This is a genomic window from Pseudomonas sp. A1230 (assembly GCF_044218825.1).
GTDB classification, from domain to species: domain Bacteria; phylum Pseudomonadota; class Gammaproteobacteria; order Pseudomonadales; family Pseudomonadaceae; genus Aquipseudomonas; species Aquipseudomonas iridis.
The window spans coordinates 3,608,409-3,634,034 of sequence record NZ_CP162582.1 but is presented as its reverse complement, the minus strand read 5'-3'; the positions used below and the strand labels follow the sequence as shown (position 1 = coordinate 3,634,034).

15 protein-coding genes are annotated in these 25,626 nt (G+C 57.4%); 8 read left to right on the top strand and 7 right to left on the bottom strand.

From position 1 onward, the window contains the following. Window positions 1–84 precede the first annotated feature (84 nt). Complete coding sequence (locus AB4P97_RS17055; RefSeq protein WP_042560673.1) at window positions 85–471, top strand: tol-pal system YbgF family protein; 387 nt, start codon at window positions 85–87, stop codon at window positions 469–471. A 240-nt stretch (window positions 472–711) separates the two neighbouring features. Further along, window positions 712–1,071 carry a PilZ domain-containing protein gene (locus AB4P97_RS17050; RefSeq protein WP_042562190.1) on the top strand — a complete coding sequence of 120 codons (360 nt, stop codon included), beginning with the start codon at window positions 712–714 and terminating at the stop codon, window positions 1,069–1,071. Window positions 1,072–1,165: 94 nt separating this feature from the next. On the opposite strand, the gene AB4P97_RS17045 is transcribed toward AB4P97_RS17050, so the two are convergent. After that, window positions 1,166–1,543 carry a DUF6124 family protein gene (locus AB4P97_RS17045; protein ID WP_047302805.1) on the bottom strand — a complete coding sequence of 126 codons (378 nt, stop codon included), beginning with the start codon at window positions 1,541–1,543 and terminating at the stop codon, window positions 1,166–1,168. A 472-nt stretch (window positions 1,544–2,015) separates the two neighbouring features. Here AB4P97_RS17045 and AB4P97_RS17040 point away from each other — a divergent pair, with 472 nt between their 5' ends. The 6 genes from AB4P97_RS17040 to AB4P97_RS17015 all read left to right on the top strand — a co-directional run bounded on the left by AB4P97_RS17040 (window position 2,016) and on the right by AB4P97_RS17015 (window position 18,826). Continuing rightward, window positions 2,016–5,093: a hypothetical protein gene (locus tag AB4P97_RS17040; RefSeq protein ID WP_395601380.1), complete on the top strand. Its 3,078-nt coding sequence runs from the start codon at window positions 2,016–2,018 to the stop codon at window positions 5,091–5,093. Between the two features lie 140 nt (window positions 5,094–5,233). After that, on the top strand, window positions 5,234–8,911 hold the full coding sequence (locus AB4P97_RS17035; RefSeq protein ID WP_395601379.1) for a Tc toxin subunit A: 3,678 nt from the start codon (window positions 5,234–5,236) through the stop codon (window positions 8,909–8,911). A 51-nt stretch (window positions 8,912–8,962) separates the two neighbouring features. After that, on the top strand, window positions 8,963–13,036 hold the full coding sequence (locus AB4P97_RS17030; RefSeq protein WP_042560671.1) for a neuraminidase-like domain-containing protein: 4,074 nt from the start codon (window positions 8,963–8,965) through the stop codon (window positions 13,034–13,036). After that, window positions 13,029–16,769 carry a hypothetical protein gene (locus tag AB4P97_RS17025; protein ID WP_395601378.1) on the top strand — a complete coding sequence of 1,247 codons (3,741 nt, stop codon included), beginning with the start codon at window positions 13,029–13,031 and terminating at the stop codon, window positions 16,767–16,769. The genes AB4P97_RS17030 and AB4P97_RS17025 overlap by 8 nt, the downstream gene beginning before the upstream one ends. 67 nt (window positions 16,770–16,836) lie before the next feature. Next, entirely contained in the window at window positions 16,837–17,814 is a 978-nt protein-coding gene (locus AB4P97_RS17020) for a hypothetical protein (protein WP_395601377.1), read from the top strand. Window positions 17,815–17,851: 37 nt separating this feature from the next. Beyond that, window positions 17,852–18,826, top strand: a complete 975-nt coding sequence (locus tag AB4P97_RS17015; protein WP_115146126.1) for a hypothetical protein — start codon at window positions 17,852–17,854, stop codon at window positions 18,824–18,826. A 65-nt stretch (window positions 18,827–18,891) separates the two neighbouring features. Here AB4P97_RS17015 and AB4P97_RS17010 read toward each other — a convergent pair whose 3' ends face one another. From AB4P97_RS17010 to AB4P97_RS16985, 6 genes are read right to left on the bottom strand one after another with little or no spacing between them, the layout of a single operon-like run. Continuing rightward, window positions 18,892–20,223 carry a DUF58 domain-containing protein gene (locus AB4P97_RS17010; protein WP_395601376.1) on the bottom strand — a complete coding sequence of 444 codons (1,332 nt, stop codon included), beginning with the start codon at window positions 20,221–20,223 and terminating at the stop codon, window positions 18,892–18,894. Further along, window positions 20,220–21,221, bottom strand: a complete 1,002-nt coding sequence (locus AB4P97_RS17005; RefSeq protein WP_047302798.1) for a MoxR family ATPase — start codon at window positions 21,219–21,221, stop codon at window positions 20,220–20,222. The genes AB4P97_RS17010 and AB4P97_RS17005 overlap by 4 nt, the downstream gene beginning before the upstream one ends. Further along, window positions 21,218–22,381, bottom strand: coding sequence for a DUF4350 domain-containing protein (locus AB4P97_RS17000; protein WP_395601375.1), 1,164 nt, complete (start codon window positions 22,379–22,381; stop codon window positions 21,218–21,220). Before AB4P97_RS17000 ends, AB4P97_RS17005 begins: the two co-directional genes overlap by 4 nt. Next, window positions 22,378–23,925, bottom strand: coding sequence for a DUF4129 domain-containing protein (locus AB4P97_RS16995; RefSeq protein WP_395601374.1), 1,548 nt, complete (start codon window positions 23,923–23,925; stop codon window positions 22,378–22,380). The genes AB4P97_RS17000 and AB4P97_RS16995 overlap by 4 nt, the downstream gene beginning before the upstream one ends. Continuing rightward, window positions 23,912–24,889 (bottom strand): stage II sporulation protein M, encoded by a 978-nt coding sequence (locus tag AB4P97_RS16990; protein ID WP_042560664.1) that lies wholly within the window; start codon window positions 24,887–24,889, stop codon window positions 23,912–23,914. Before AB4P97_RS16990 ends, AB4P97_RS16995 begins: the two co-directional genes overlap by 14 nt. Then, entirely contained in the window at window positions 24,886–25,599 is a 714-nt protein-coding gene (locus AB4P97_RS16985) for an RDD family protein (protein ID WP_042560663.1), read from the bottom strand. The genes AB4P97_RS16990 and AB4P97_RS16985 overlap by 4 nt, the downstream gene beginning before the upstream one ends. Window positions 25,600–25,626 lie beyond the last annotated feature (27 nt).

Below are 25,626 nucleotides of genomic sequence, written 5' to 3'. Positions count from 1 at the left end.
TATTGAACCCGGCAACTTTGGGACAAACGCACCTGAAGATTTCCGACCATGGGTCGATACAGAGCTCAAGACAGGAGAACCCCCATGCGATTGTTGCCCATTGCCGCCCTTGCCCTCAGCGTCCTCGCCGTGACGGGCTGCACCCGTTGGTCGATGAACCATCATTTGAACAACGCCTACAGCGCCTATGACCGGGGCAATTGCGAGCAGGTGATGCTCGAGCTGTCCAAGGTCGAACGCGCCAGCCGTGCCCGCCCGTACGTGTGGCCGGAAGTGTCGATGATGCGCGGCCAGTGCCTGGAGCGACAAAAGATGTTTGTCGACGCGGCGCAGACCTATCAATTCATCATCGCTTCGTATCCAAACAGCGAATACGCCTACCGCGCCCGTGCGCGTCTGGAAACCCTGCAGAGCCTGGGCCACTACCCGACGCGCAGTGCGGCAGCCGTGGTGCGTCCAACGCGCTTTTGATGGCAGTTGTCATACAAAATCTGGCCGGTTGTACAGCCTGAGCTATAGTCGAATGATCTGGTTTTAGAGCCGAGGCTCTAATCCGGGGCAACACCTGCGACTGGTCAGTTGTAATGTGGCGGCGAGGTAGCGACCGTCACACCGGAAGCGGGGAGAGCGTGCCTGTGTCGTCTCTGTCGTACAGCACGTTCCGAAGCAAAAGCGCGGCTCTGTGATGGAGCCTTGCATGGCGAACTGCGCATGTTTACCGACCGCCGCATCGAACGGCATCAGCTGCCGTATTTCCTGAAAGTATTCAACAGCGTCACCGACAAACCCATCGGCTTTCTCGGCAATGTGTCCGCGGACGGGCTGATGTTGATCAGCCAGTTGCCGATGATGATCGGTGTGGATTTCAATCTGCGCCTGAAAATCCCCGGCGACGATGGCTGTCATCAGGTGATCGACTTCACCGCGTGTTGCCTGTGGTGCCACGAAGACGCGACGCCACTGCATTACGACGCCGGCTTCATCCTGCAACGACCGCCCCCGGAATACGGGCAACTGGTCGAGGCGTTGCGCCAGTACTTCAGTTTTCAGCCGTTGCCGGCCTCAGCCTGAACCTCAACAGCAAAAGATCGCAGCCTGCGGCAGCTCCTACAGAGGATTGATGTTCATCCAGCAGGAGCTGCCGCAGGTTGCGATCTTTTGATCTTCAGCCAGAAATACTGATAGCCCGCTCGTTATCCAGCGTCTTCTCCGCCAGCAACAAACCCATCTCGCTCAACTGATAAATCGCCATCGCCAGATGTCGCGGTTTGTCTTCAAGGCTGTCTGCCAGATCGAGCAACAGAATGCTCACCGACGAAAACGTCTCGTACGTCTGAATGGCCACGGCTTCGGGATTGAGATCGGGGGCGATCATGAACATCTGCATGCCGCGATCCACGGAATTGCGCGAGGGCGGCGCTGCGGGTTTGAGGTAATGGTCGAGGGCTTTCTCGGCGGCTTCGTGAAGTTTTTTCGAATCGGCTGATTCGTAGGGGGAGACCGAGTCGCCGGTTTCGGGGGGATTTGGAGTGTCTTTGAACATGATCGCGTTTCCTTTAATAGGGCTGCCACCGTCTCGCGACTAAACGAGGGGGTGGCGGCTGAACGCAGGTTAGTCGACCGGGAGAAACGCGAAAACCGGCGCGCCCGAGGGCGCCCTGCGCACAGCCACCATCGAGTGCGGGGATAGGGAATACCCGACTTGATGACGCTTATGCACCTTCGCGTTACTCCCGGGCGACTAAACCCGACCACTGATTGGCAGCGGCACGGACCAAGTTACGGGGCGTCAGCAAAGCGCACAAGCCGGCGGATTCTGAGGGATGTGTAGGCAAAGGCGCAAGGCAACGTAGCCGCGTGTTGGCAGCTGAAGGACGCGACCGGATTGCCTTGTGGGAATAATTACCGTTGGTCGGGACTGTCAGATTTTACAGGTGTGGGTCGCAGGTTTTTTGGCGTATTTAAAAGCTAACTGAAAGTCATCCCGCCCAAAAGTACAAAGAGAGAACTGCGACATGTCGGATATCAAAGTAACAATAGATAATGATCCAGAGGATTCGCCCGTGGTCGGGGATAACGATCATGTCGGAAATGCTGATACTGTCGCGTCAACTGTTAAAGATAATCCGGCCCCTCCGTTAAAGTTTTATCATGAAAACTTTCAAATGCTGGTCAGTAATAATATGCAGCTAAGATTTCGCATTCCTTCGGGTTTCGCTGGAAGGTATGAGGTATGGATAAATTATCGTAGGGGGCCAAATGTCGAAGTTGTTCTTGAACCTCAGTTGTTCGAGGCAGGTCAGTGGCTTTCGATTTACGTTTCCGGTCTGAAAGACGGTACTGGCCAATTTGAGGGTTATTGGAGTATTTGGGGGGGACCTGCGAAAGCAGGAATTCAACGTGTTCTTGTGGAACCACCGGCCACTTTTGATGATGGTTATATTATTCAAAGGCAACTCACAGGTAGTGCTGTGTGGGGCAGTACTGTATACCTTGTAGAGGATGTCGCGGGGCAACAGATAACCAATGCTGTTACTGTTGGGTCCGACGGTAAGTGGATGTTGACTTTGAATTCGGGTGTCAAGCCAGGACATTTCAGAATCCATGAGAAACTACCTGGCTTAGTTGAAAGGATTTCGCCATCGGTGGTTTGTGTCGAATTAGCTGCAGCCGTTTTAACCAGTCCAGTAGAAGCTGCAGTGATGACGGAATTTAAAGGAACCGCTGCCTCCGGTACTACTCTAGTAGTGGTTAAAGCGTCTGATCATTCTTTCAAATTGTCAGAGAGAAAAGTTGTAGGTTTGAACTGGTCGCTTCCGCTAAGGCCAGATACGCCACTATCTTGGGAGCAATTGCAGATTCAATTACAGTTCCAAATCAAGGGGTCGCAACTCCGTTACTCGAAGCCATATACCGTGCAAGCTTTTGGGTTGCCAGTAATAACTCATCCAGCCTCCGGATCAACGCTTGAAATGGCCGCTACTATTTCGGGCGACCGTGGAGTTTGGGGCGCAGTAATCGAAATTTTGCAGGATGGGGGGGGCAGATTGGGTTGGAAAGCGGCGACCCCCACCTGGGATGTGCGTCTTGACTTGCGCCCAGGACCTATATCGCTTGTACCTGAGACGGTTGTGAACGGTGTGCGATTTGGGCGTGGTGTACCGCGCGCCTTCAAAGTTCGCCCCCCCAAAATTGCCGATGTCAATGTCGAAATGATCGACAAATCCATAACCTTCTCTGGCACTGGCTACCCCGGTGCAACGGTTGTGATCACCGTCCAGGGCTGGCAGGTCACCCTGCCACAGCCGGTTGTTGCCGTAGATGGCAAATGGGAAATCAAGGCGACTGACTTGCCGCTCGGCAAGCTCCCTGCAAGCATTTTGCAGAAGGTTTCCGACAATGCCAGCGGCTGGATCGAGTCGTTGCCATACAACTTCGAAATCAACAATTCACTGCCCGACGTGTATGCCGTGAGTTCCACTGATGATTATCAGCCGACCTTCAGCGGCAAGGGTTTTACCGGTGCCACCGTGAGGCTTTTCAACCCCGGCGGCGGCAGTCAGGCCGCACCCGAGGTGGTCGTGCGGGATGGGGAATGGCAGAGCAAAGCCAGTCAACAGTGGGGGCCGACGCTCAACCGGGAAGTGCATATCAAGCAGTTTCTGGACAGGCATCAGTCGCTTAATTGGGTTAAACATCCCGTCACCATCCCGCCGCAGGCTCCGACTATTGATTTGCCAGTCGAGGACGGTCTGTCACCGACTTTTAGCGGCACCTGTTGGCCGAATGCGCTGGTGAACATTGCGTTCAATGACGACCCCGCTCCGTATAACGCAACCGGGACCGCAGGTATCTGGACCTTCCGCCGCCCCACCGAATTCAAGCACGACATCACTTACACGATCACCGTCAGTCAAACCGTTGCTACCCAGACCTCAACTGTCACGACGAAATCCTTCACGGTTTTGAGGTCCATGATCACTCCGGTCATCACTCACCCCAGCGAAGAGAGTGACGTGGGGCACGAACTCGTGATCAAGGGCTCCGGCGGGATGAAAGGCGCCACGATGCAGGTGCGTGATGTGGTGTACGACAAAAACTTGTCTGCGTCCCAAGTGCTGAGTTCGGATGGGGATTGGGAGGTCCTCGTCCGCAGCCTGAATCTCAGGTCATACGGCATCGAAGCACACCAGAGCGACAAGAACCGCGTCTCCAAGAGCAAGCGGCTCAACTTCAACGTGGTGGTGCTGCCGCCGCAAATCACTCAGCCGACAGCGGGCGGAAAACTGCCCCGAACCGCGAAGCTTAAAGGGCTGGGCCGGCCAGGAGCGCGGGTCCAGGTCTGGGTGGTGGGCGCCACCAAACCTTGGCTAGAGGACATTGTCGTGAGGGCGGATGGTCAGTGGGAGCGCGAGGCGGCATCGCCGGTGGGCGTCAAAAACATTCGAGCCCTGCAGAGTTTTGAAGAGGACGGCACGCAGCACCATTCAAGGTTCACGGACGCTGTGCAATACAGCGTCGTCCCGGCGGCGCCTTTTGTCGAGACGCCGGTTGCTGGCCAGCTCATCGGGCAGCGGGTGGTGGTGTCGGGCTTTGGCGTGCCGGGCGACACCGTCAAGGTGAAACTCGGCGCCGTACAAGCCAGCGCTACAGTCATGGCGGACCGTACCTGGTCGATGAACCTTGTGCTCACTCAAACCGGCGGTATGCACAGCCTGGAAGTGACATCGGCGCTGGATGAATTCGAATCTGAAGCCGCACAGCGTCCAGTGGTGTTGGGCACGTTTGTTCCGTCCATCGATATCCCGGCGGCAGGGCGTCGGGTCGAGAATCCGCTGCTGTTTGCCGGACGAGGGCGGACAGGCGTCGGGGAGATAGTGAGCTGGTACGACCCGGATCAGAAGTGGCTGGCGGATGTTCCCGTCACTGGCAATGGCTGGCGAGGCCAGGCCGCGACCCCCCTGAGCTTGGGCGGTCAATGGGTGCGGTTCAGCCAGACGCTGGCCGGAGGAAATGAGGGATCACACTCGGCCTGGGTTATCAGCCCGCGTTTTGAGGTGGAACCCGAGATACCGGGTAAAGCTGGCCTGTAAATCCGACAGGCGGTCATAAAACCTGTCAGATCTGACAGTAGATCTCGGCGTTGAATCGGCGCCAAATCTAAACCAGAACATTGCAGCCTGACGCCATCGTAAGGCTGCAACAGACGGTTATCGACTCAAGGAACAGGATCATGGCTCAAGCCATCCGCCCGGCAGTGCAACTGTACGAGCAGTTGTTCAGTGAAGAGCAACAGATGCAGATCATCGGTCTGCAAAACCTCAAGACTTACCTTGTGGACGGCGGTTCGATTTTTCCATTGGTGCAAAAGGGCGTACCCGGCCTCGTCAGGGAGTACGGCTTGAGTGTCGAAGATGCGCAGCGTTTTTTGCGTCGGGCCAACAGTATGGCCACGTATGTGCGCCGCCAGTTTATCGAGCACATCCTTGTCGCTGACCGAAGCGCGCAGGGCGCTCCTTCTTCAGGGCTGTTGTCGATGGTCGACGGCCCGAAATATGAAGACATTTTCAAAACCGCTTTTGAAGAAATGAGCCCTCCGGACGCGCTGGAATCGTGCATTTCACCGGTGGCGTATCTGATCGATTTGCTGGTCTGGGTTCGCGACCGTATCGAGACTCAAGGCGACGGGGACAAGATCGCGCTCGATAAGCGCCGTACCGACTTGAAGAAGTTGTCGATCGACTTCAATGCGGTGTACCAATCGTTGTCCTCGGTCGACATCATCACATCGGTGTTGGAAGCCTTTATCGTTGCGAACCAACCGAGCAGCGACATTGAAGACACCTTGATCACATCGCGTTATCCCAACGGCCTGCCCTATTACCAGCATTGGGTCACGGTCGACGGCATCGCTCAGCTCAAAGCGCTGTCGGTGGGCGACTTTGTAGACGCTGTGGATTTGTCTTACCCCTATTTTTTAGGAGGATCCAAGGCTGCCCGCCCCGCTCGGGCCCTTTCACATGCTTCGCGTCTGGGGCCCTATCAGCGAGATTTGCTGACGGAAGCGATGCCTGCCGCAGATGCCTGGGAAGATTTTTATCTCGTTAACTTCGGCGCAGGGGAGACGGAGTGGAAGACGCTGCACCATGTTCCGTACTTCGCCGCGCAAACCAAACTCGACACTTTGTCGCTCGAAAGTCTGTTATCGGTCGAGGCATTCGCTCCGGTGCGTTCGGCCAACGTGACCTATGACTCACCACCGACAACGCAGCAGCCCGAAAGCGGCCGATCCGGCTCGGTTTACATCAATGCCAATAGCCATCCTGGTGTATCTATCACCACGGATACCACTTCGCTTTTAAACCGTTTGTCCGTGAGCCCCGATAGTGTCGAAGGACAGTTTGCCTTCGACCGGATGAACCGCAAGATACGTCTGGACATCTGGCTGCAATTGCCCTGCGATGAAGTGGACGCCTTACTGGTGGCCGCGATGCGGGCCGAGAAGCGTGGCGATTCGAGCGGCGATGGTGAATGGCTGATCTCGGACAAAACTGTACATGCGCTCGGGTTGTTCCAGATTTTGCGCCAACGCTACAAATGCAAAGCAGCAGACTTTGCTGTGTTCCTCGATGGCATGTCGATCTACGGTCGCGGCGAAGCGTTCTCGCAGTTTGATCAGGTGTTCAACACTCAAGCGAACTATGGCCAGCCCATGAAGCTTGATAATGGGGCATTCCCGGTGGTGCCGGAACCGGGTGCGAATGACCTGACGATCAACCAACTGTGCGCCGGCCTGCGAATCGACTTGCGTACTTATCAATACCTTGCGGTGGCCGTTGCCCGCGCGCACAACATGACCAACAACCAACTGCAACGCACCCTGCCGATCATCTCGAGCTTTTACCGGTTGGTGTGGTTGCCCCGGGTGTTGCGCATGACACCGCTCGAAGGCGTGCTGATGTTGCAGTCAATGGGGGGCGATAACTGGGTCAATGGTCTTGCGGGGGCACCTGCAATCAAATCCGCAGCCGGCGATAAACCGGATATCTTGACGCTTATTAGCGCCATGGACGCCTGCGCGCAGTGGTGCGAGCAAAGTGAACTGCCAGTGCTGTGGGTGATGCAGCACGCGGTTGAATTGTCGCCAGGGCGAGAGGCGTGGGAGCGCGATCTGGCGCTCTTCGAGCAACTGCGCAATCTGCTGCCGAACGCGCTGTTTACCAATGCCGGTGTGTTGATGGCCGGCTTGCCTCCTGCCGGAGCATCAGACTGGCTGGACTTTCTGACGCACAGCGTCGACCTGGTGCTGCCCGATGGTAGTTTCGAGTCACTGGGGCCGATTGTTGATGCCAGCGGTTTGGTGCTGGCAGCCGTCGGAACGCCGGACGAATACCTGATCTTTGCCCGTAAACGGCTTGGCTGGGCGGTCGATAATGCGCTTGGCGCCACCTGGGCTACTCAACGCGACGCTCTCGTTGAAAGCATGCTCAACGTGCTTTTGGAAGCCCGTGACGCGCAGGTGTCTGTCGTGAAAGAAACGCTGGCAGCCTATGCCGGCGTTGCGGTGGAACTTGCGATTCCGGTCATCAATTGGGCCGGCACAACGGTTTTCCGTTTGTTGAAGCAATTGATCCAGCGGATCGGTTTAACCGGCGACACCCGGGAGCAGAGGCGCAATGCCGAAACCGATTCGTTGATCGATCTGTTGGCCGATGTGCGACGGCGCAGTGAGGTGGTTTCGACCCTGGAACTCACAGCTGAGTTGTTGCAGGACTATCTGGATTACGGCCATCTGGCCTGGCTCGGTCAGACCGATAAATACGCGATTTCAGTGAACACGCTTTATTACCTGTCGGTACTCAAGCGGGCATTTTCACTCAGCGAACAACCGCAGCAGAAACTGCTCGACTACCTGCGTCAGGTCAATGCACTGCCAACCTTGTCCGTTCACGCCCGGGCCCTGGCGCACCAGGCGTCGACCATCAAACTGGCCGAGTTTTTCGGCTGGAGCGTGCAGGAGGTGCGCGAGTGTATCCGTCACATTGACTCCGCTCTGCCGATACTCAAGAACCTCAAACAACTGGATCTGTTGATGCGGGTCCTGGTGCTGTCCACCAGGACCGGTATAGATGCCCTGACGATTTTGCAGATCGGTACCTTGCCTGCAACTGTGAACGACGGCGATTCCAAAAAGGCGTATGCCGACGCGGCCGAGCGCGCCTTGTTGAGCGAAACCGGTGAACAGGCACCCCCCGTCGAGCTGGCGGCTGATTTGAAACAACTGGTCACTACAACGTGTAGCGTCGATAACACAGAACTCATTGCCAGGAAGCCCGGCGAGAAAGCCACCTTCACAGTGACGGTGAAGGATGCTGCGGGACTGGCACTTGAGGGGGTCACGGTTTATTGGCAGACCACACTGGGCACGGTACAGAAGGGCACAACCGACAACAAAGGCACGTTGAAGGCCGACTACGTGCCCGGCAGGACTATGGGAACGGAGACGCCAAAGTATTGGCTCGATCTTTTCGATCCCGAATACGCTCCGACCATCAACATTGTTGCTGATGCCAAGACCATGGAATTCCCGCTCTTCTACAGATCCCCCGATTCATCGGAAGTGGTGCGCAAGGGCGAGGAGCGCGTGCTCTACGCCACGATGATGGATAAGTATGGAAACCTTGGTCAGGACATGTTGGTGGACTGGCTCGTAAGTAACGTCGAGTCCACAAGACGACCTATAGCGAGTGTGCGGCCCTCACAAACCTTCACCAATCAGGAAGGGCTCACGCGGGTTTTCGTCTCCAGTCCCACCGGGGGAACCTTTGTGTTCAGTGTGCTCAGCCAGGGCAGTGAGCAACAGGCCGTGTTCAACCCCATCACGTTCGAGGGCGATGAAGCCCCGGAGTAATCGGTCGTCTCATCAGGGATTTTTCTCGGGTTTCCCCAAGGAGCAAGGATCATGGCACTGAGTGACATTGGCGTTCTGCTGGAAAAACGCCGTTCTGCACTGCTCGAATACTGCATCGGTCAAGTCAATAAAACGCAATACGGGTTTGTGAAGACACCCGCCGATATCTTCGAGCTCTTGCGGATGGACCCGCTGGATACGTTTGCGGTGCAGAGCTCCTGGGTGGCCGAAGCAACCAGTTGTGTGCAGCAATACATACATGCCGTGTATCGCAAGCTGGAACCTGGCTACACCACGCATCAGTTCCCGCCGAGTGACCTGGCCGAATGGCAGCTATACAGCAACTATCCGGACTGGGCAGCGGTGCAGTTGATTTCAATCTACCCGGAAAACTACATCAACCCCTTTGTCCGGCAACGCAAGTCCAGCCTGTTCAAGAATCTTGAAAACGACCTTAACCAGAGCCGCTTGAACAATGATTCGGTGCAGGCCGCGCTGCAAGGCTACCTGCATAGATTCGAGCAGACCTGTGATCTGGATGTGCTCAGTTGCTACATGGACGGCGCCACGCCTGCCGTGGCTGATTACTATTTTATTGGGCGCCAGCGAGCGCAGCCGTTCCAGCACTACTGGCGCAAGGCCGAGATCGAGCTTACGCCCGGCTGCGTTGGCGTCAATCCCGCGGCCTGGAGTGAATGGCAGGAGATAGGCATTCAGCCGGCCCATCGGGTGCTGGATATGCGCCCGGTGTTCTGGAACGGTCGCTTGTGCCTGGTTTGGGCTGAGTGGCGGGACAAGGTGGCCGGCCAAAAAGCTGATGATTTCCTGCCGGCTCATTTGAGTGTCAAGCTCGCGTTCATGACGCAGAGTGGGCAGTGGTCGGCGCCGCTGGATGTCTACAGTGAAGATGCCGAGTCCGACGATGAGCCGAAGAATTTTCGTTTGGTTGCCACCGTGTTGATGGAGAGGCCCCCGTCGAAGGGCAAGCTGGGGATTTTGATCACGGCGGATCAAAATCCAAACAATTTGAGGGTGCACAGGATTTTCGATGTGCTGATGCGCCTGGACACAATTGACGTCGGCACTTGGCTGGATGTGGCAAGGAAGCGATTTGACTCGCCGGAAACTGTTCAGCATTCACTGGGCAATCAGGTAACGATAACTAGCGAGGGCGCCCCCGAGGGGCCCCTGTCGCCTTTTCTGAGTCTGCAAGCCACCGCCGTGCGTGATGGCCAATTTGACAAGGTGACAGTGATCGGTTCGTGTGCACCAACAGGGTTGCCCAACACCCCGCAAACGCTTCGCTTTGTATTGGGGTTGGTGAATAAAACGGTGGACGATGAGGACCTGATCGTTGACCTTCCCCCCGCCGGTGGCTGGACAACCGAACCGCTGACGGTGAGTCGCCAACAAGGCTCATGGCCGCAACCCACGGAGTTCAGGCTCGATACGGAAACTCCCGATTATGGTGGTAGAAAGTTCAAGCTGACGATTGTCGATCTATCAGACTTCACTGCGCCGACCCTGCTGAAAAACAGCGCTGACGCGGCGCAGTTTCTCTGCTTTAACCTGCCGTCGCCGTATCTGAAGTACGCCCGCCTGAATTCAATGTTCGGCCCTGAACTGGTCGAGCGCGGCAATATTTCCGTGAGTGCAGTACTGGATTGGAACACTCAGTTCATCGTCGAACCGCCACCTGAAGATGATCCGACGTTCAAGGAACCCAACGGGGCGTTTGACGGGGCCAACGGGCTGTTTTTTTGGGAGCTGTTTTTCCATCTGGTGCATTTGGTCGCCAAGCTTTTGTGCAACGAAGAGCGCTTTGCCGATTCGCAGAGCTGGCTGCATTACGTGTTCGACCCACAGGCGACGGCGGATCAGTCTGACGTTAATGGCAAACCACTCTACTGGCGCTGCCGACCGCTGGCCAAAAACCAGGGTAACCCCGGTTGTGAAGCCAAGGCCCCCACCGATCCGGATGCCATCGGCTATTCGAAACCCGAACACTTCAAGATTCTGATGTTCTGCGAATACGTGAGAAATCTAATTGCCTGGGGCGACTGGCATTACCGGCAGTTGACCCGCGATAGCCTTGTGGCGGCCAAGCTGTGCTACGTGCAAGCGGGGTTCCTGATGGGCAAGCCACCCACAGCGCGCACGGTGTCGCATTGGCAGACCTCGACGGTTAAAGAACTGTTGGATCAGTGCAAAACCCGCCCAGAGCTTGAAGCCTTTGAACAATCGCTGAACTTCAGCCTGGCGCAAGTGGCCTCCGGCTCCGATGTGGCACCCATGCTGGGCATGCTGGCCTGCGGGCCGTTCAAGGCGCCGATCAATCAACCGCTCGTGGATCTGATTGCGCTGCCAAATTACCGTATGAATAACCTGCAAAACAACCTCACCATTGACGGCAAACCGCTGAATATTCCGCTGTTCAGCCCGCCAACCGATCCGAACCAGTTGCTGCGTGATCTCGCAGCCGGCGGTGGCGCTGGCCCTCGGCCGATGGGCGGAGGGCAGGTGGCTTGCGCGTTTCGCTGGAAGATAACCTTCGAAACGGCATCGCGCGCTGTGCAGATACTGGATGACCTCGGTGCCAAGGTGTTAAGCACGCACGAACGGCGTGATCGCGCCGAGCAGGATGAGTTGCAGCAAACCCATCTGGTGGAACTGGGCGCGTACTCCAAAACCGTGCAGGAACAGTCCATTGCGCAATTGGAAGCCAGCGTGACGGCGCTTGAGCAAAGTCGTGCCGTGGCGCAGCACCGCGCTGAGGCGTACGCACGCAATTATGACGAAAACGTGTCGGCTGCCGAATACGAGGTCATGGACAGTCTGTACTCGTCCAAACAACTCGCGCTGGCGTCCACCCACCTCAAGCCTGCGGCGGCGTCGGCGGCGGCGCTGCCGAATATCCTCGGGTTTTCCAATGGCGGGCATCGCGTGGACCAGGTGATTGAGGCCGTCAGTTTAGTATTGGGCATTACCTCGTCGGTGAAGCTGATGGACGCCGATAAGCAGGCAACCACCGAAGGCTATCGTCGACGCCGTGATGATTGGCAACTGCAACGTGATCAGGCGTTGTTGGAAGTCGATGCCATCGATGCGCAAATCGAGGCGCAACGTCATGCAGTCACTGCTGCCCGAACCAGCCTGGCGCAAACCCTGCGTACCAATAGCCAGGCGTTGACGATCTACAACTACCTGAAAAAACGCGCGACCAATGCGGAGCTGTTCGGCTGGATGCTCGGTCAGCTCAAGGCTTTGCATTACCAGGCTTATGACGCGGTCGTCAGTTTGTGCCTGACGGCGCAGAACTCGATGAATGCCGAAACCGGCGACTACGATACGCAAATCCCCATACCTCAAGTGTGGTTCGACCAGCGTCATGGCTTCACGGCAGGCGAGCATTTGCGTGGGCACTTGCTGCGCATGGAGCGCGAATATCTCCAACGCTATGAGCGGCGACTGGAACTGACGAAAACAGTGTCTCTGAAAAAGCTTTTTGACGACCCGATCGATCGGCAGAAAAGTGCAGACAGCTGGGATGAAGCGCTCAAGCAGTTGCGGGAAACAGGCTCGCTGGAGTTCAGCCTGTCGCAGTTGCTCTTCGACCGCGATCATCCGGGGCATTACTGCCGCCAGATCAATTCGGTAGAAGTCAATCTGCCGGTGCTGCTTGGGCCCTACGAGGATGTTCGAGCCACGCTGGTGCAGATCAGTAGCAGAACGGCGACCCGGGCCACCACGCAATCGGTGCAGTACTTGCACAATCCGCAAGGGATCGCGCCTTCCGATGTGCTGTTCAATTTGCGCAGCGGTCAGCAAATCGCCTTGTCATCGGGCATCGCCGACACAGGCATGACGGCGATGAAACCCGACGAAGGCCTGCTCAATCCTTACGAAAACACGGGTGCCGTATCCACGTGGAGGCTGGACTTCCCGCGGCCGACAAGTCCATCGCAATCGGAGTTGCTGTATGCAATCACCGACATCGTCCCGGTCTTGAAGTACACGTCCAGAACCAGTGATACAACGTTTGCCAGGCAGGTGACGGAGCTGGTCAACGCGATTGAAAATCCCGAACAAGGCAAATCCGGCAAAGGAGCGCGCAATCATGGATGAACCCGCCATTCAAGCGAATGAAAGTCTGGTGGTCGATGGGGATTTCACCCGTCTGACAGGGTGGAAAAAGGGCGGGTTGGTCGGCATTTCAGCGGATTGGTATGGATCGGAGCGGATCAATTTTCTAGAGGCCTCCGACGGGGGATGGGTTAAGCAGACCATCAAGATCCCCTTGGAGCCAGGCATCAATGCGCGATATGTATTGAGCTTTCTTTGTGAGGTGCGACATGTCCAGTCAGGCTGGATGCGAATCCTCAGGGAAAAGGATGAATTGCTCGCTATCGAGCTTAAGCCCGGTGGCGCGAACCGTCTGGATCAAGTTCAGTCTTCTTTAGCCAGCGGGGAGCCACTGGATTTCGTACCGATTGAATATGCTCAGGACCTCGTGTCGGTTGCACAGGATGATGAGCTGACCATTGAGATCACCAGCCCGAAGAATGACCCTTCGGACAGGCAATCGAAAATCTGTATAACGCGCGTAAAAGTGCTGGTGCATCTGACGCCACTGAAGCTGGAAAAAATGCAGCTCGACGAGCAGACGCTGCTGCCAGGCACCCCGCTATACCTGTGCCTGGGAACCAAAGAAGCTGGCCTGCCCCATCAACTGAAGTTCGTACCCGAATCCGACAGTATTTGGCTGGGCAGTGGCGCGTCGCTCAATGCTGACCTCAATCCGCAGGAAGCGGTGACCGCCAAACCCGGCTGGGGGGTGAATCAGTCGCTGGAATCAGCATGGCTGCTCGATATCCCCCGGATCGATGATCGGCAAGGTCATGAATTCCATCTGAGCCTGCGTAACCGCTACAGCGCCATCCCCTACGCTATCCCCGTGTTGCTTGGGCATCACCGATTGGCGTTCACGGATGAGCGCGAAGCCAGCCATTATCCGGTGCTGGAGTACGCGCAGAATGTCGGGCTGGGTGTGCGAGTGGTGTCGTATTACACCGGTCAGCCGATGGCCGGCCACGCAGTCACCTGGTCGGTTGAAGGACAAGGGTTGAAAGCATCGACCGTCACCGACGAAAACGGCTGGTGTGACTATGTCTATGAACCGACGGCTGCCGGTGGTTTTGTTGTCACCGCGTCGGTTGCCAGCCCCTATTACGCCGACGGTGTCGTCATTCGAACGTTTCCGGTCACGGTGCTGGCGAAGGATCCGTGGTCAGAGCTGCAGACCGTTGTGGATGGCAGGTTGACGGCCTGGGAGGCGCAAGGGTATCCGAACCGGGGCAGTGCCCATCCGGTTCGGCTGAGATTTGCCGGGAACAGCCTCTTTGCAGGTACCGAGCTTTCAATGATTTGGCAGGGTGACAGCGCTGCTCAACTCGGCGTTGATGTCAGCCCGGCGCTGGATACTCCGGTGCCTGTGACATCGGCAGATCTGGTGTGGATGCTGACCAGTGAAGACAGAATTGACGGTCGGTTCCAGCTGATACTGCGCTGTTCGAAACTGTTGCACCTCTCGCCGCCAAAACCGATGTCGCTGGCGCGCAACCGGGTCAAAATCGGCAAGGTGCACGAGGCCAACAAGTCGCCGATTGTGGACGAAGACGAAAGCGTACTGTTGCGGGTGCAGGTGCTGTATGAGGCCTCTTTGGGTGATGGCGCTCCGGTCAGCAATGCGCTGGTGGACTGGCGAACACCTGAAGGTGAGGTCATTAAGTGTGTGACCGGCGCCGATGGCTGGGCGAGCTTGTTGTACACGCCGAAAACCGCAGGCGAGGTTGTCGTCACGGCCAGCATCAAGGCGCATCCCGAAGCGGTCTCGCTCAATCGAGACTTCACCGTCCACGCCCTTGCGACCAGTCCCTGGAAAAGCCATGTGAAGATTTTGCTCGACGGCAAGACAGTCGATCTGAAATCGGTCGGTGTGCTCTGCCGACAGGGGCACACACATACGCTGAAGGTCGAGCCAGTCGCCAACAGCCCCTGGATTGGCAAATTCATCAAGCTGAAGTGGCGTGGCGTTGACCCGGACATCGGTCTGACACCCTCTGACCTTGACGATTACAAGGCGTTGCCGGAAACAGGCGCGGAGTGGACGCTGGATTCTGCGGCAGATAACAGTACCAGCAGCTTGTTCGATCTGGAGTTACACCTTAATGGCGAAATGTCTGTTCGAGCGCTGCCCGGGAGGTTGCTGGCGGCGGATTTGAATAAAGAAGTGCAACTGATGCTCGATCAGGTTCGGGCGCAGTTGGACGACCAATTCCTTTATCCGTGCATGGGGGCCATTCACCATTTCAAAATCCTGCCCAATGCTCTGAGTCCGTTGGTGGGGCTCGAGACTGAATTGAAATGGACGGGAGATTCCGCTGAGAAGCTGAATGCAACGATTGAGCCGGCGCTGGATGTTGTGCGAATCCTGGACGATGGTGGCGTGGCCTGGACGCTGGATTTTTCCGCCAGCGAGCAGCGGGGGCGTTTCGATTTGACCGTCGGCCTGCCTGAACTGGACTTTGTTGCTGTCGCTAAACCGATGGATTTGTATCACAACAAAGTCAGGATTCAGACCCTGCTCGAATCGGCTGTGGATCTGGTCTTTGGTCAAGAACCGGTGTGGCTGTGGGCACGGGTCTTTTCGCACTTCACCGGCCGGCCGGTGGGGCAAGCCAACGTGAAGTGGTGGGACGGCGTCGACGGTGGCATTCAACCGACCGATGATGAAGGCTGGAGCCGATTCCCCTTCGCACCGAAAACGGCCGGCGAGCATTCGGTGACCGCGTTGGTAGACAGCAATTTCGATGACTACGCAGACTCGAGCTCAATACAGGTCAAAGCGCTGGCGAGAGATCCGTGGGACGGGTTGATGGTGAGCTATGAAGGGCGGCCGACCCAGGCGTGGGGTGAAAAAACCTACTTCCCGCGGCGCAAAGGCACGTACACGCTCAGAGTAACGGCAGCGCAAAACAGTGAGTTGTTCAATCACCAGCTCGCGCTGGGGATGACGGGCACCGGGCCTGCGCAATTAGGCGTACGTTTCCTTGAACCTGTGCTCGGGAAGCCGATTCCATTTGGCACCGCAGGGTTCGATTACCAATTCACCGTCGATAGCGTTGTCGATGGCAGCTTCGGATTGTGCTTCGCCTCCAATCGACTGGCGAACTTGTCCCCGGTGAACGCGATGTCCTTGGGTGAAGGCTCGCAGGTGGTAAAAATTGCCGAGCGTCAGATCCTCAACCAGACGTTGTTCTGGGGTGATGAGGTGTTTGAACAGATCACGGTGGTCTCCTCCGTTACGGATCAACCGATGGCGGGCATGACTGTAACCTTGAGCAGTCCTGACCTTGGGGAAGTAACAACCGAGAGCAATTTTTATGGGGTAGCGAGCATTCGTTTTGTTCCCGTTACACCGGGGGCATTTGAGTTGACTGCTACGGTCGGCGATGCGCTGTACTCGGAGTCACTTTCGTTGCCGTTTTTCCTTCATGAACCCCGGCAAATTCGCTCACTCACCAGTCCCAATCCCAGTGGCAAACCCGGAGATCCGGTATCAGCTGTCGTTAATGTAGTGTCGGCCCTTACTGGCGAGCCATTGCCGGACGTCGAAGTGGAGTGGGAATACCCTGACAGAATTCTTGCGCCGACCAGAACAGATATCCACGGCGATGCACGGGTCCAATTCAGATTGGCAGGCAAACAACGTGGGGCGCTCCAGGCCTCTGTAAAGGGTGGGTTGGCCGGATGGCAAGTTCGGTCGATTGAGTTTGTGCTGGTGCCGAGTGCTGACTGACCTTATTGGGGAAGTCATTCATCTATTTAGTTAGTTTGCTCTGGCGTTTTACAAGGGAGTTATAAGCATGAGTACTAATGCGATGCCCCACTCAAATACCTGGCTGCAAGAGTTTGCGCCCTACGTTAATGGTCAACGTGTGAAGTGGCCTGACCTGGCGCTGAATTTATTGGATAACGACGAATGCACACTGACACTGGACTATGAATACAGTTGGCTGATCGGCGATCCGGACGCCTTTATTACTATGCGATACCAGTCCGGCCAAGAGGGACACGGGCTGGTTTTCGATCCTCCCTTAGGGCAGTTGATTGAAATGGCCGAAGGTTCCACTTCGTTGACCTGGACTATCAAAACAGATGGCGCACCCAGCGGAGCTTTTGGATTGGAATTTGCCTTGCCTTTAATTGGCGACCTACCACCGTCACCACCTGTGCCGGGGACGATATTGAATATGGCGCAGGAACTGGAAATCAAGTTTGACGAATTTGATGTTGCCTTTGGAGGTGGTGCTTTTCCATGTCTTGGTGCAAAGCACACGTTTACCGTTCGGCCCAAACCCTCCAGCAAATTACTGGACAAGGCTTTCAAACTGACTTGGGGCGCGGAGCCTGGCGCAGATCTCGGGGTGAAGATTGCACCTGCTCTGGGGGCAGAGGAGCTGCTGACGCAGGAAGGAAAAACGTGGGAACTGGACTGTCTCAACAGTACTCAGTCAGGGGATTTTTCCTTGCAACTGACGTTAGTCGAATCGGGAGTAACGTCATCGCCATTAACTCTGTTATTGGCCCATAACCTTGTAACTGTTCAGCGTTGGACAGAGGAACATTGGCAATATCCAGCCCTTACTTGGTATACGCACCATATTCGTGCTACGTCGGTTTTTTTAAATAAGCCTGCTGCGGGCGTTGTCGTAACTGTAATAAGAGATGATTACATCAGTTACCCGAGAACCAATGGGGGTGGCTTGTTTGTTATGGATAATCGCAATAACGCGAATATCAGTATGTCTGTTTTGAATCACTATAACGGGATCGTCGTCTGATCGACGTTTTTTGAGTTTCCACAAGGAAGTCATGAGTATGAGTAATGATCCAACGCCCGACTCGAATACCTGGTTGCAAGAGTTCATGCCTTTCGTAAATGGCCAGCGGGTGAGATGGCCTGACTTGAAGTTGAATTTATTGCCTGGCGACGTCTGCACGCTGACACTGGACTATGAATACAGTTATTTGATTGGCCTGCCTGAGAGTCGTATTGGTCTGTATTACCTGGCGGGTGATGACGAATCCGGACTGGTTTTCGAACCGCCCCTGGAGCAGTTGATCGATATGGCGACAGGCACCACGTCGGTGAGTTGGACTATCACGGCGCAAAACGCACCCAGCACCGCTTTTGTATTGCAGTTTGAACTTCCACTCTTTGGCTTACCCGGGTCACCGCCCGTGCTGGGGACGTTGTGGAATTTGGCGCAGGAACTGGACATTAAATTTGACGAAGTTGATGTCGCCTTCCCGGGCAGCGCTTTTCCATGTCTCGGTGCAAAGCACAAGTTGACCGTTCGACCCAAACCCTCCAGTCGCTTGCTGAATAAGCCAATAAAACTGGAATGGGAAAAGGCTCCTGGCGCGAATCTCGGTGTGGCGATTTCACCTGCGCTAGGGACAGAGGAGCTGCTCACGCAGGAAGGTATAACGTGGGAACTGGACTGTCTCGACAGTACCCAGTCCGGGGATTTTTCCTTGCAGATAACGCTCGTGGAATGGGGAGTAACGTCATCGCCATTAACCATGTCGTTGGCCCATAATCTTGTGACGGTTGAGCGTTGGACGACGGAACATACAACGCCGATAGGTCACGAAAAGTGGATCAAGCGTCATATTCGCGCGACCTCCAGGTTTTCGGGTAAGAGGGCGAATGGTGTCCGAGTTAACAAAGCCGGTTCCAGTCAAACTTTTAGGATCACCGATTCATTGGGTGAGGCAGCTACAAATGTTCATACACAAGGAGTCCGGCGGCTGGAAATTCTCAACCGATATGACGGAACGATCGTTTGACACGGCTTGAGGGGGCGCTGAGCAATAAACACCTTTTCACTGAGAAAGGGTGTTTTGCTCACCGGTTACAAATTACCCGCCTTCTTTAATGCCAGATACCGTGTCACCAAGCCAACCCCTAGCTCAAAGGGGCGCGAATCCAAAAACTGGATTTTATGAGCACTCAATCGCTCATGCAGTTCTGCCCGTTCGTTCAAATAGCTCACGGTGCCGCAATAGGCTAATGCTTCGGGCAGTGTTTGCACTGGCGACTTACGCAATATGTCGAGTGTGTCCTCGCGCAGGCTCGCCACCAGCACTCGGTGTTGCTGGCTCAGACGCTTGACTGCATTTAGCAGTTCCTCATCGTCCTCATCGCGCAAATTGGTGACCAGCACCACCAGTGCCCGGCGTTTTTGTCGGGCCAGGAGTTGGTTGATGGCGGCTTGGTAATCGGCGGGGCGTTGCGTGCTGTCGAGGTCATAGACGCTATTGAGCAGTACGTTGAGTTGGCCATTGCCTTTCACCGGCGCAACGTAGCGCGGTTGATCACTGGCAAAGGTGCTCAAGCCCACGGCATCGCCCTGGCGCAGGGCCACGTAACTGAGCAGCAGGCAGGCATTGAGCGCGTGATCGAAGTGCGACAGTTCATCGTCCTGACTGCGCATGCGTCGGCCACAGTCGAGCATGAAGATGATCTGCTGGTCGCGTTCGTCCTGATATTCGCGGGCAATCGGTGTGCGTTGGCGGGCGGTGGCTTTCCAGTCGATCTGACGCAGACTGTCGCCCTCACGAAATTCACGCAGCTGGTGAAACTCCAGCCCTTGGCCGCGACGTTGCCGTTGGCGCACGCCGAGCTGGCTGAGCCAGTTGTCTACCGCCAGTAATTGGCCGCCGTAGAGTCGCGCGAAATCCGGATAAACCCGGGTGTTGTCGATAACGCTGAGCAGGCGTTTGCCCGACCATAACCCCAGTGGACTCGGCAGGCTGGTTTCGCACTGTTCGAAGCTGAAATGCCCGCGCTTGAGAGGGCGCAGACGATAGCTGATCTGACTGTGCTGACCCGGTTGCAGCGCAACATTCAACGGCAGGTTTTCGAAACTCAGGCCATCGGGCACATGGTCGAAAATCTGGATGTTCAATGGCTCGGCAAAATCGTGTTCAACCTTGAGCTGCACCTCACCCCAGCGTCCTAATGCGAGGCTGCCGGGCATCTGTCGCTTGATCCGTACGGTGGGCAAACGCTTGAGGCGCACCGCGTCGAGTGTCGCCAACGCCAACAGTGCCAGCAGCAGTCCCCAGTTGATCGACAGCAGACTGGCCGGGAGCTCGATTTGCAGTGCCTGCAAAGTGCCGAGCACGATGGCGATGGCCAGCAGCACGGCGACCCAGCTCAATAACAGTTTCGAGGGTTTCACAGACGCGGCGCCGGGACTTGGTCGAGCAGTTGCTGCAGTACCTGATCGACTTGCAGGCCTTCGATGTCCAGCTCCGGGGCAATGCGCACACGATGGCGCAACACCGCCAGCGCGCAGCCCTTGATGTCATCCGGAATCACGAATTCACCGCCGCGTAACAAGGCTCTGGCGCGGGCGCACCGCACCAGCGCAATCGTGGCGCGTGGCCCGGCGCCGAGGCTCAGGCCTGGCCAGGTGCGGGTGCTGCGCGCCAGGCGAACGGCGTAATCGAGCACCTGATCATCCAGCGGCAAATCGCTGGCGATGCGTTGCAGGGCTTGCACGTCCTTGGCTTGCAGCACGGTGCGCAACGGCTGCACATCAAGCATGTCGGCGCGGGTCGAGCGACTGACCTGACGCACCATGTCCAGTTCCTGTTCCGCGTCCGGGTAGTCCATGCGCACCTTGAGCATGAAGCGGTCGAGTTCGGCTTCGGGCAGTGGGTAGGTGCCTTCCTGTTCGATCGGGTTCTGCGTCGCCAGTACCATGAATGGCTGAGCGATCGGCAGGGCGCGTCCCTCCAGCGTGACCTGGCGCTCCTGCATCGCTTCGAGCAGCGCCGCCTGGGTTTTCGCCGGGGCGCGATTGATCTCGTCGGCCAGCAGCAGATTGGTGAACAACGGGCCTTTGCGCAGCTTGAATTGCTCGGTTTGCAGGTCATACACGGCATGGCCGGTGACGTCGCTGGGCATCAGGTCGGGAGTGAATTGAATGCGTGCGAATTCGCCGCCAAAGCAACGCGCCAACGCCCGCACCAGCAAGGTCTTGCCCAATCCGGGAACGCCTTCGAGCAGCACATGGCCGCCAGCGATCAACGCCGTCAGGACGTCATCAATCACCGGATCCTGGCCGATGACCGCTTTGCGCAATTCGCTGCGCACCGCTTGCGCCAGTTGACTGGCGCGCTGGCGTTGCTGGGCGGCGTGGCTGGCGCTGCCGGGCTCGATCTGTTCAGTCATAGCGTGTTCCTCAAGGTTTGCAGGTGGGCGACCTGGCGGCAGAAATCGGCGCTGGACATCCGCCGGTTCGGCACCGGGCTCAAGGCCTGGCTGATGGCGCGGGTGGGTTGTCGGGTCAGACGCGACAACGCCAGCCATTGTTCGGCAACATTCAATTGATCAAAACCAGGATGGCGGCGGCGGGCACGGCGCAACACGTCTTGTTGCAGCGCCTGCAACAGCGCTTGCTGACCGTTGTGCCGAAGCATGAAATCGGCACTGGCGCGCAAGTGTTCCTGCAACTGCCGGCGGCCATTTGCGGCTGGCGCCTGAAGCGGGCCATGGCGCACGCCGGCCTGCCAGAGCCACAAACCGATCAGCGCAAGAAGGGCGACGATGGCTTGCGGAAAATAGCGCCAGAGCAGCGTCAGCAAGCCATCGTGTTCGGTGTTGTAGATCAGCGTGACATCGGTGTCGGCACTCAGATACCAGAGCAGCCAGGCGTTGTCGTACTGGGCGATCGCCGTGGTTTTCCACAACTCGGCATCAGTGACCACTGTGATCGAACCGAGGCTGTAGGCCAGTTGCATCATGTGTGTGGCCTTGGCGCTGTTGGCCCAGGCTTGCGCAAGATTCTTCGGGTCGTCGAGGTGGAAGTCTGTGTCGAACCCGGCGTAGGCCGGGGCGTCTTCGTCCTCCAGATACAACTTGGTCAATTTCGGGTACGGATCCGTCTCCTGATCGGCGGGCGAATCCTTCAGATCCTTGCTCAGGGATTGATGCAGTTGCACCCGATCAAGCAACAGGTCGTTGCTCTGTTTTGACTGTTCATCCCACAACGATTCGGCGACGAACACCAGCCGCCCGCCCGCCCGCGTCCAGTTCAATACCTGATCGACCTGACGCGGAGTCATCCGCGAGCGGTCGTTGAACAGCAGCAGGGTGTGCCCGTGCGGTTCGATATCCGGCAGCACAGCAAGGCTTTCGGCATGGCTGACGTTGATGCCGCGCTCACGCAAGAACATTTCCGCCGCCAGATAGGGATTGGCCTGTGCGGCGGGCGATGGGCCGTGATCGATCTGTTCCTGATAAGGCTTGGCCACAAGGTAGAGAAAAATGCCCAGCACACTCAGCAACGCGACGAGCAATGCGCCGACCCACCACAGCGTGTGCCGATTCAACGGGACGCTCCATGGCCGAATAACGCGCGCCAGCCATCGCACAATTCCTGTTGCAGGTGCACCGCCGGTACGCGATGCCCGTAGGCCATGTTCTGCCAATGGGTGGTCAGGGTGCGGCTGAATGCGAGCAGCTCCGGACGCTGGAGTTGTTCGACTTGCGCCAGCACCTGATTTTCGGTGTCGGCAGCTTTCAGGGTCAGATCGAAGTCGTGGAGCAAGTGCCTGAGCAGGCCACGATAGAGCAGGCTCAGGGCCGCGCGTGGCTGACTCTGCCAGAGTTGTTCGGCGTGGGCGGCGATATCGTCGGGCAAGGTGTCGCGGTTCAGATCCAGGCCGAAGGCTTGCTGCGGCACGGGCCTTTTTGCCCGGGCGGGCAGGGCTGGACGGCGGCTGATAAACGCTTGCAGAAATTCGCGGTAACGCCAGATCAGCCAGCCCAGCGCAGCGATCAATGTGCCCCACAGCAATACTTCGATGATCGTGGCCAAGGCGTTGAAGTGCTGGCCATCCAGCCAACCCAGCAGGGTTTTGAGCCACTGCGGGGCTTCACCGGGTTGTTCTTCTTTGGCGGTGTTTGCCGGGTCATCGCCAAAGCGGTAACGGGTGACGGATTCCGGGTTCTTGAAGGGTGGTTGTTCGAGCAGTGCCTTGATGCTGTCGCGTGATGCCTGACTGGTCAGTGGCTGATTCAACAGACGCGGAGCGTCCGGCGCATCAACAGGCTCGGCAGCCCAGACCGGTTGCACAGGTGGCAGCAACAGACACACCGCCAGCAGCACGCCGAGCACGCTGCTGCTCAGCCGTTGGCGCAAGCGTCGGAACACCAGTTCAATGTCCCACGCTTCCAGTTGCGTGCGCCGGTTCAGATAAAGGCTGAACCCGCAGGCTACGTAGATCGGCTCCCACACCACCAGCACCAGCGCATAGAAGACATTGGTCAGGTGCTCCAGCCAGCGCCATTCGTGATCCGCCGCGAGAATCAACGACTGCCAGTCCCAATCGGTTTCAATCTGCTGCGGCAACAGCAGGTAGAACAGCACCAACAGGCCGATCCACAGCACCGTTTCCAGATGCACGCCGATGATGGTCAGCCACTGCGCGGCGCCGGCGTTGCGTTGCAGCAGCACCTGTAGACGTTGTTGCCGTTCACTGCCGTCCAGGCCTTCGAGTTGCACCACGGGCATCAGGAAACTGCGGCTGAAACTCAGCCGTCGCCACGTCAGGCTGGCCAGCAATTGTGGCTTGAGCAGGCGCGGCCACTCGCGCATGGCTTGCTTGAGCGTCGGGGTTTCGCCGAACAGGGCTTTGGACAGAATGTACAGCGGCAGGCGTTCGTAGGCCGGCTTCAGCCACCAGAAGATGAACACCGTCAGGGATGGCGAGTCCCACAACAATACGCTGAGCAAGGCGAACAGCGGCAGGGTGACGATTGCCCAACTGGTCATTAACAGGCGCCGGTGTTGCTGGCTCATGAGCACGCCCAGATCCATGGCTTCCCATGTTGTGCGCGGGCGGATCACCACGGTGGCATCACTCAGGCGCATGACGGGTCCTTCCGGCGAACAGCAAATAGCTCGCGACCAATATCCACAGACCGGCGCCGACAAGGTATTTGGTGAGCGGCGCGACGCTGGTTTTCGACGACCAGTACGCTTCGATGAACGCTGCGATCAGCAAGAACAGCATGACCCCACAGATCAGCAGCACGCTCTTGCGGGCGGCGCGTTTCAACGCTTCTGTGCGGGTCAGGCGCCCCGGTGCGATCAATGCCCAGCCAAGTTCGAGCCCCGCGGCGCCGGCCAGGGCGATGGCCGTCAGTTCGAAAGCGCCATGGGCGATGACGAATGACCAGAAGGTCTGGCCGAAACCGATTTCGCTCAGGTGCCCGGCCACGGCGCCGATGACCAGACCGTTGTAGAACAGGAAAAATGCGCTGCCCACGCCCATCAGCAAACCGCTGGCGAACGTCTGAAAGGCAATGCCGATGTTGTGCATCACGTAGTAACCGAACATCATCCAGTCTTCGCTGGCAGCCCGCTCGGCCGGGCGCCCGAGGTGGCCGGCCACCGGGTCGTACATGCTTTGCATTTCACGCACTTGATCGGCGGGGATGAGGTTGTAAACCAACTCGGGGAACATGTAGACCAGCACCGCGACACCGATAAGGCTGCCAAAAAACAGCAGGCCGGCGACCAGCACGAAGGGCCATTCGCTGCGCACCAGCCGGGGGAAACCGGCGAGGACGAAGCCGATCAGGTTGGCGCCCAGTCGACTGCGATGCCGGTACAGCTGTTGATGGCCGCGCAACACCTGTTGTTGCAGAGAGTCGATGAGAAAACTGCTGTAGCCGCGTTCCTGCGCCAGCGCCAGGTGTTGGCAAAGGCGTCGATAAGCCTTGGGGAAACCTGCCACTTGCGAGGTTTCCTTGCCTTGTTCGAGGCGTTCAAGGGCCAGCGCAAAACGCTCCCATTCGGCCTTGTGGCGACTTTCGAAAAGACTTTGCTTCATGTGGGGCCCAACAAACCGCGAGCGATCCCGTTGAGTTCGGCGACGGCTTTGGGGGCGGAAATATGCAGCGGCTGGGCCAGCAAACCGGCCAGCTCATTGACCCGTGCGGGTGACAGTTCACCTTGGCGTTCCGCAAACCCGAGCACAGCACGTTGCTCGCTCAGGGTGAGCGGCACGGGCGCACGGCGGGGTTCGGCGTCGGGTAATTGCGGGCGGGTCAGCGGGCGTTCGCTGTACACCACCAGCGTACCGGCGGCGATATCGCCCAGACGTTTGAAGGTTGGGTGTTGCAGGCAACTGATGGCGCCGAGAAAGTAGCCGAACGGCAGCAGGTCGACAAAACGCAGCAGGTTGCGCAGCAAGGAGGCCGACCAGCCGATGGGGGTGCCGTCGTCGTGCACCACCCGCAATCCCATCCATTGTTTACCCGGCGAGCGCCCCTGATGCAGCACTTCGAACAGCACCATGTACCACCAGCTGATCGCAAACAACAGCAGCGAGCCAAGGCCCATACCGAGTCTGCCGAGCAACGCCAGCACAATAAACAGCACGCCCATGATCAAGCCACGAATCCCCAGATCGATCGCGAAAGCGATGGCCCGCACCATCAACCCGGCAGGACGCAACGGCAAGTCGATACCCTCCGGCGTTTCGACCTGATGCCGCGTATCCAGCGGTGCTTTCCTTGGCGGTGCTGTGGGTTCGAGCATGGGCTACCTGATGTTCGCCTGTTCGGG

Excerpts from the sequence above, each read along its gene's own strand:
- AB4P97_RS17040 (WP_395601380.1), top strand. The coding sequence starts at position 2,016 with ATGTCGGATATCAAAGTAACAATAGATAATGATCCAGAGGATTCGCCC.
- AB4P97_RS17005 (WP_047302798.1), bottom strand. The coding sequence starts at position 21,221 with ATGACTGAACAGATCGAGCCCGGCAGCGCCAGCCACGCCGCCCAGCAA.
- AB4P97_RS17055 (WP_042560673.1), top strand. The coding sequence starts at position 85 with ATGCGATTGTTGCCCATTGCCGCCCTTGCCCTCAGCGTCCTCGCCGTG.
- AB4P97_RS16995 (WP_395601374.1), bottom strand. The coding sequence starts at position 23,925 with ATGCGCCTGAGTGATGCCACCGTGGTGATCCGCCCGCGCACAACATGG.
- AB4P97_RS17050 (WP_042562190.1), top strand. The coding sequence starts at position 712 with ATGTTTACCGACCGCCGCATCGAACGGCATCAGCTGCCGTATTTCCTG.
- AB4P97_RS17045 (WP_047302805.1), bottom strand. The coding sequence starts at position 1,543 with ATGTTCAAAGACACTCCAAATCCCCCCGAAACCGGCGACTCGGTCTCC.
- AB4P97_RS17015 (WP_115146126.1), top strand. The coding sequence starts at position 17,852 with ATGAGTAATGATCCAACGCCCGACTCGAATACCTGGTTGCAAGAGTTC.
- AB4P97_RS16990 (WP_042560664.1), bottom strand. The coding sequence starts at position 24,889 with ATGAAGCAAAGTCTTTTCGAAAGTCGCCACAAGGCCGAATGGGAGCGT.
- AB4P97_RS17035 (WP_395601379.1), top strand. The coding sequence starts at position 5,234 with ATGGCTCAAGCCATCCGCCCGGCAGTGCAACTGTACGAGCAGTTGTTC.
- AB4P97_RS17030 (WP_042560671.1), top strand. The coding sequence starts at position 8,963 with ATGGCACTGAGTGACATTGGCGTTCTGCTGGAAAAACGCCGTTCTGCA.
- AB4P97_RS17020 (WP_395601377.1), top strand. The coding sequence starts at position 16,837 with ATGAGTACTAATGCGATGCCCCACTCAAATACCTGGCTGCAAGAGTTT.
- AB4P97_RS16985 (WP_042560663.1), bottom strand. The coding sequence starts at position 25,599 with ATGCTCGAACCCACAGCACCGCCAAGGAAAGCACCGCTGGATACGCGG.
- AB4P97_RS17025 (WP_395601378.1), top strand. The coding sequence starts at position 13,029 with ATGGATGAACCCGCCATTCAAGCGAATGAAAGTCTGGTGGTCGATGGG.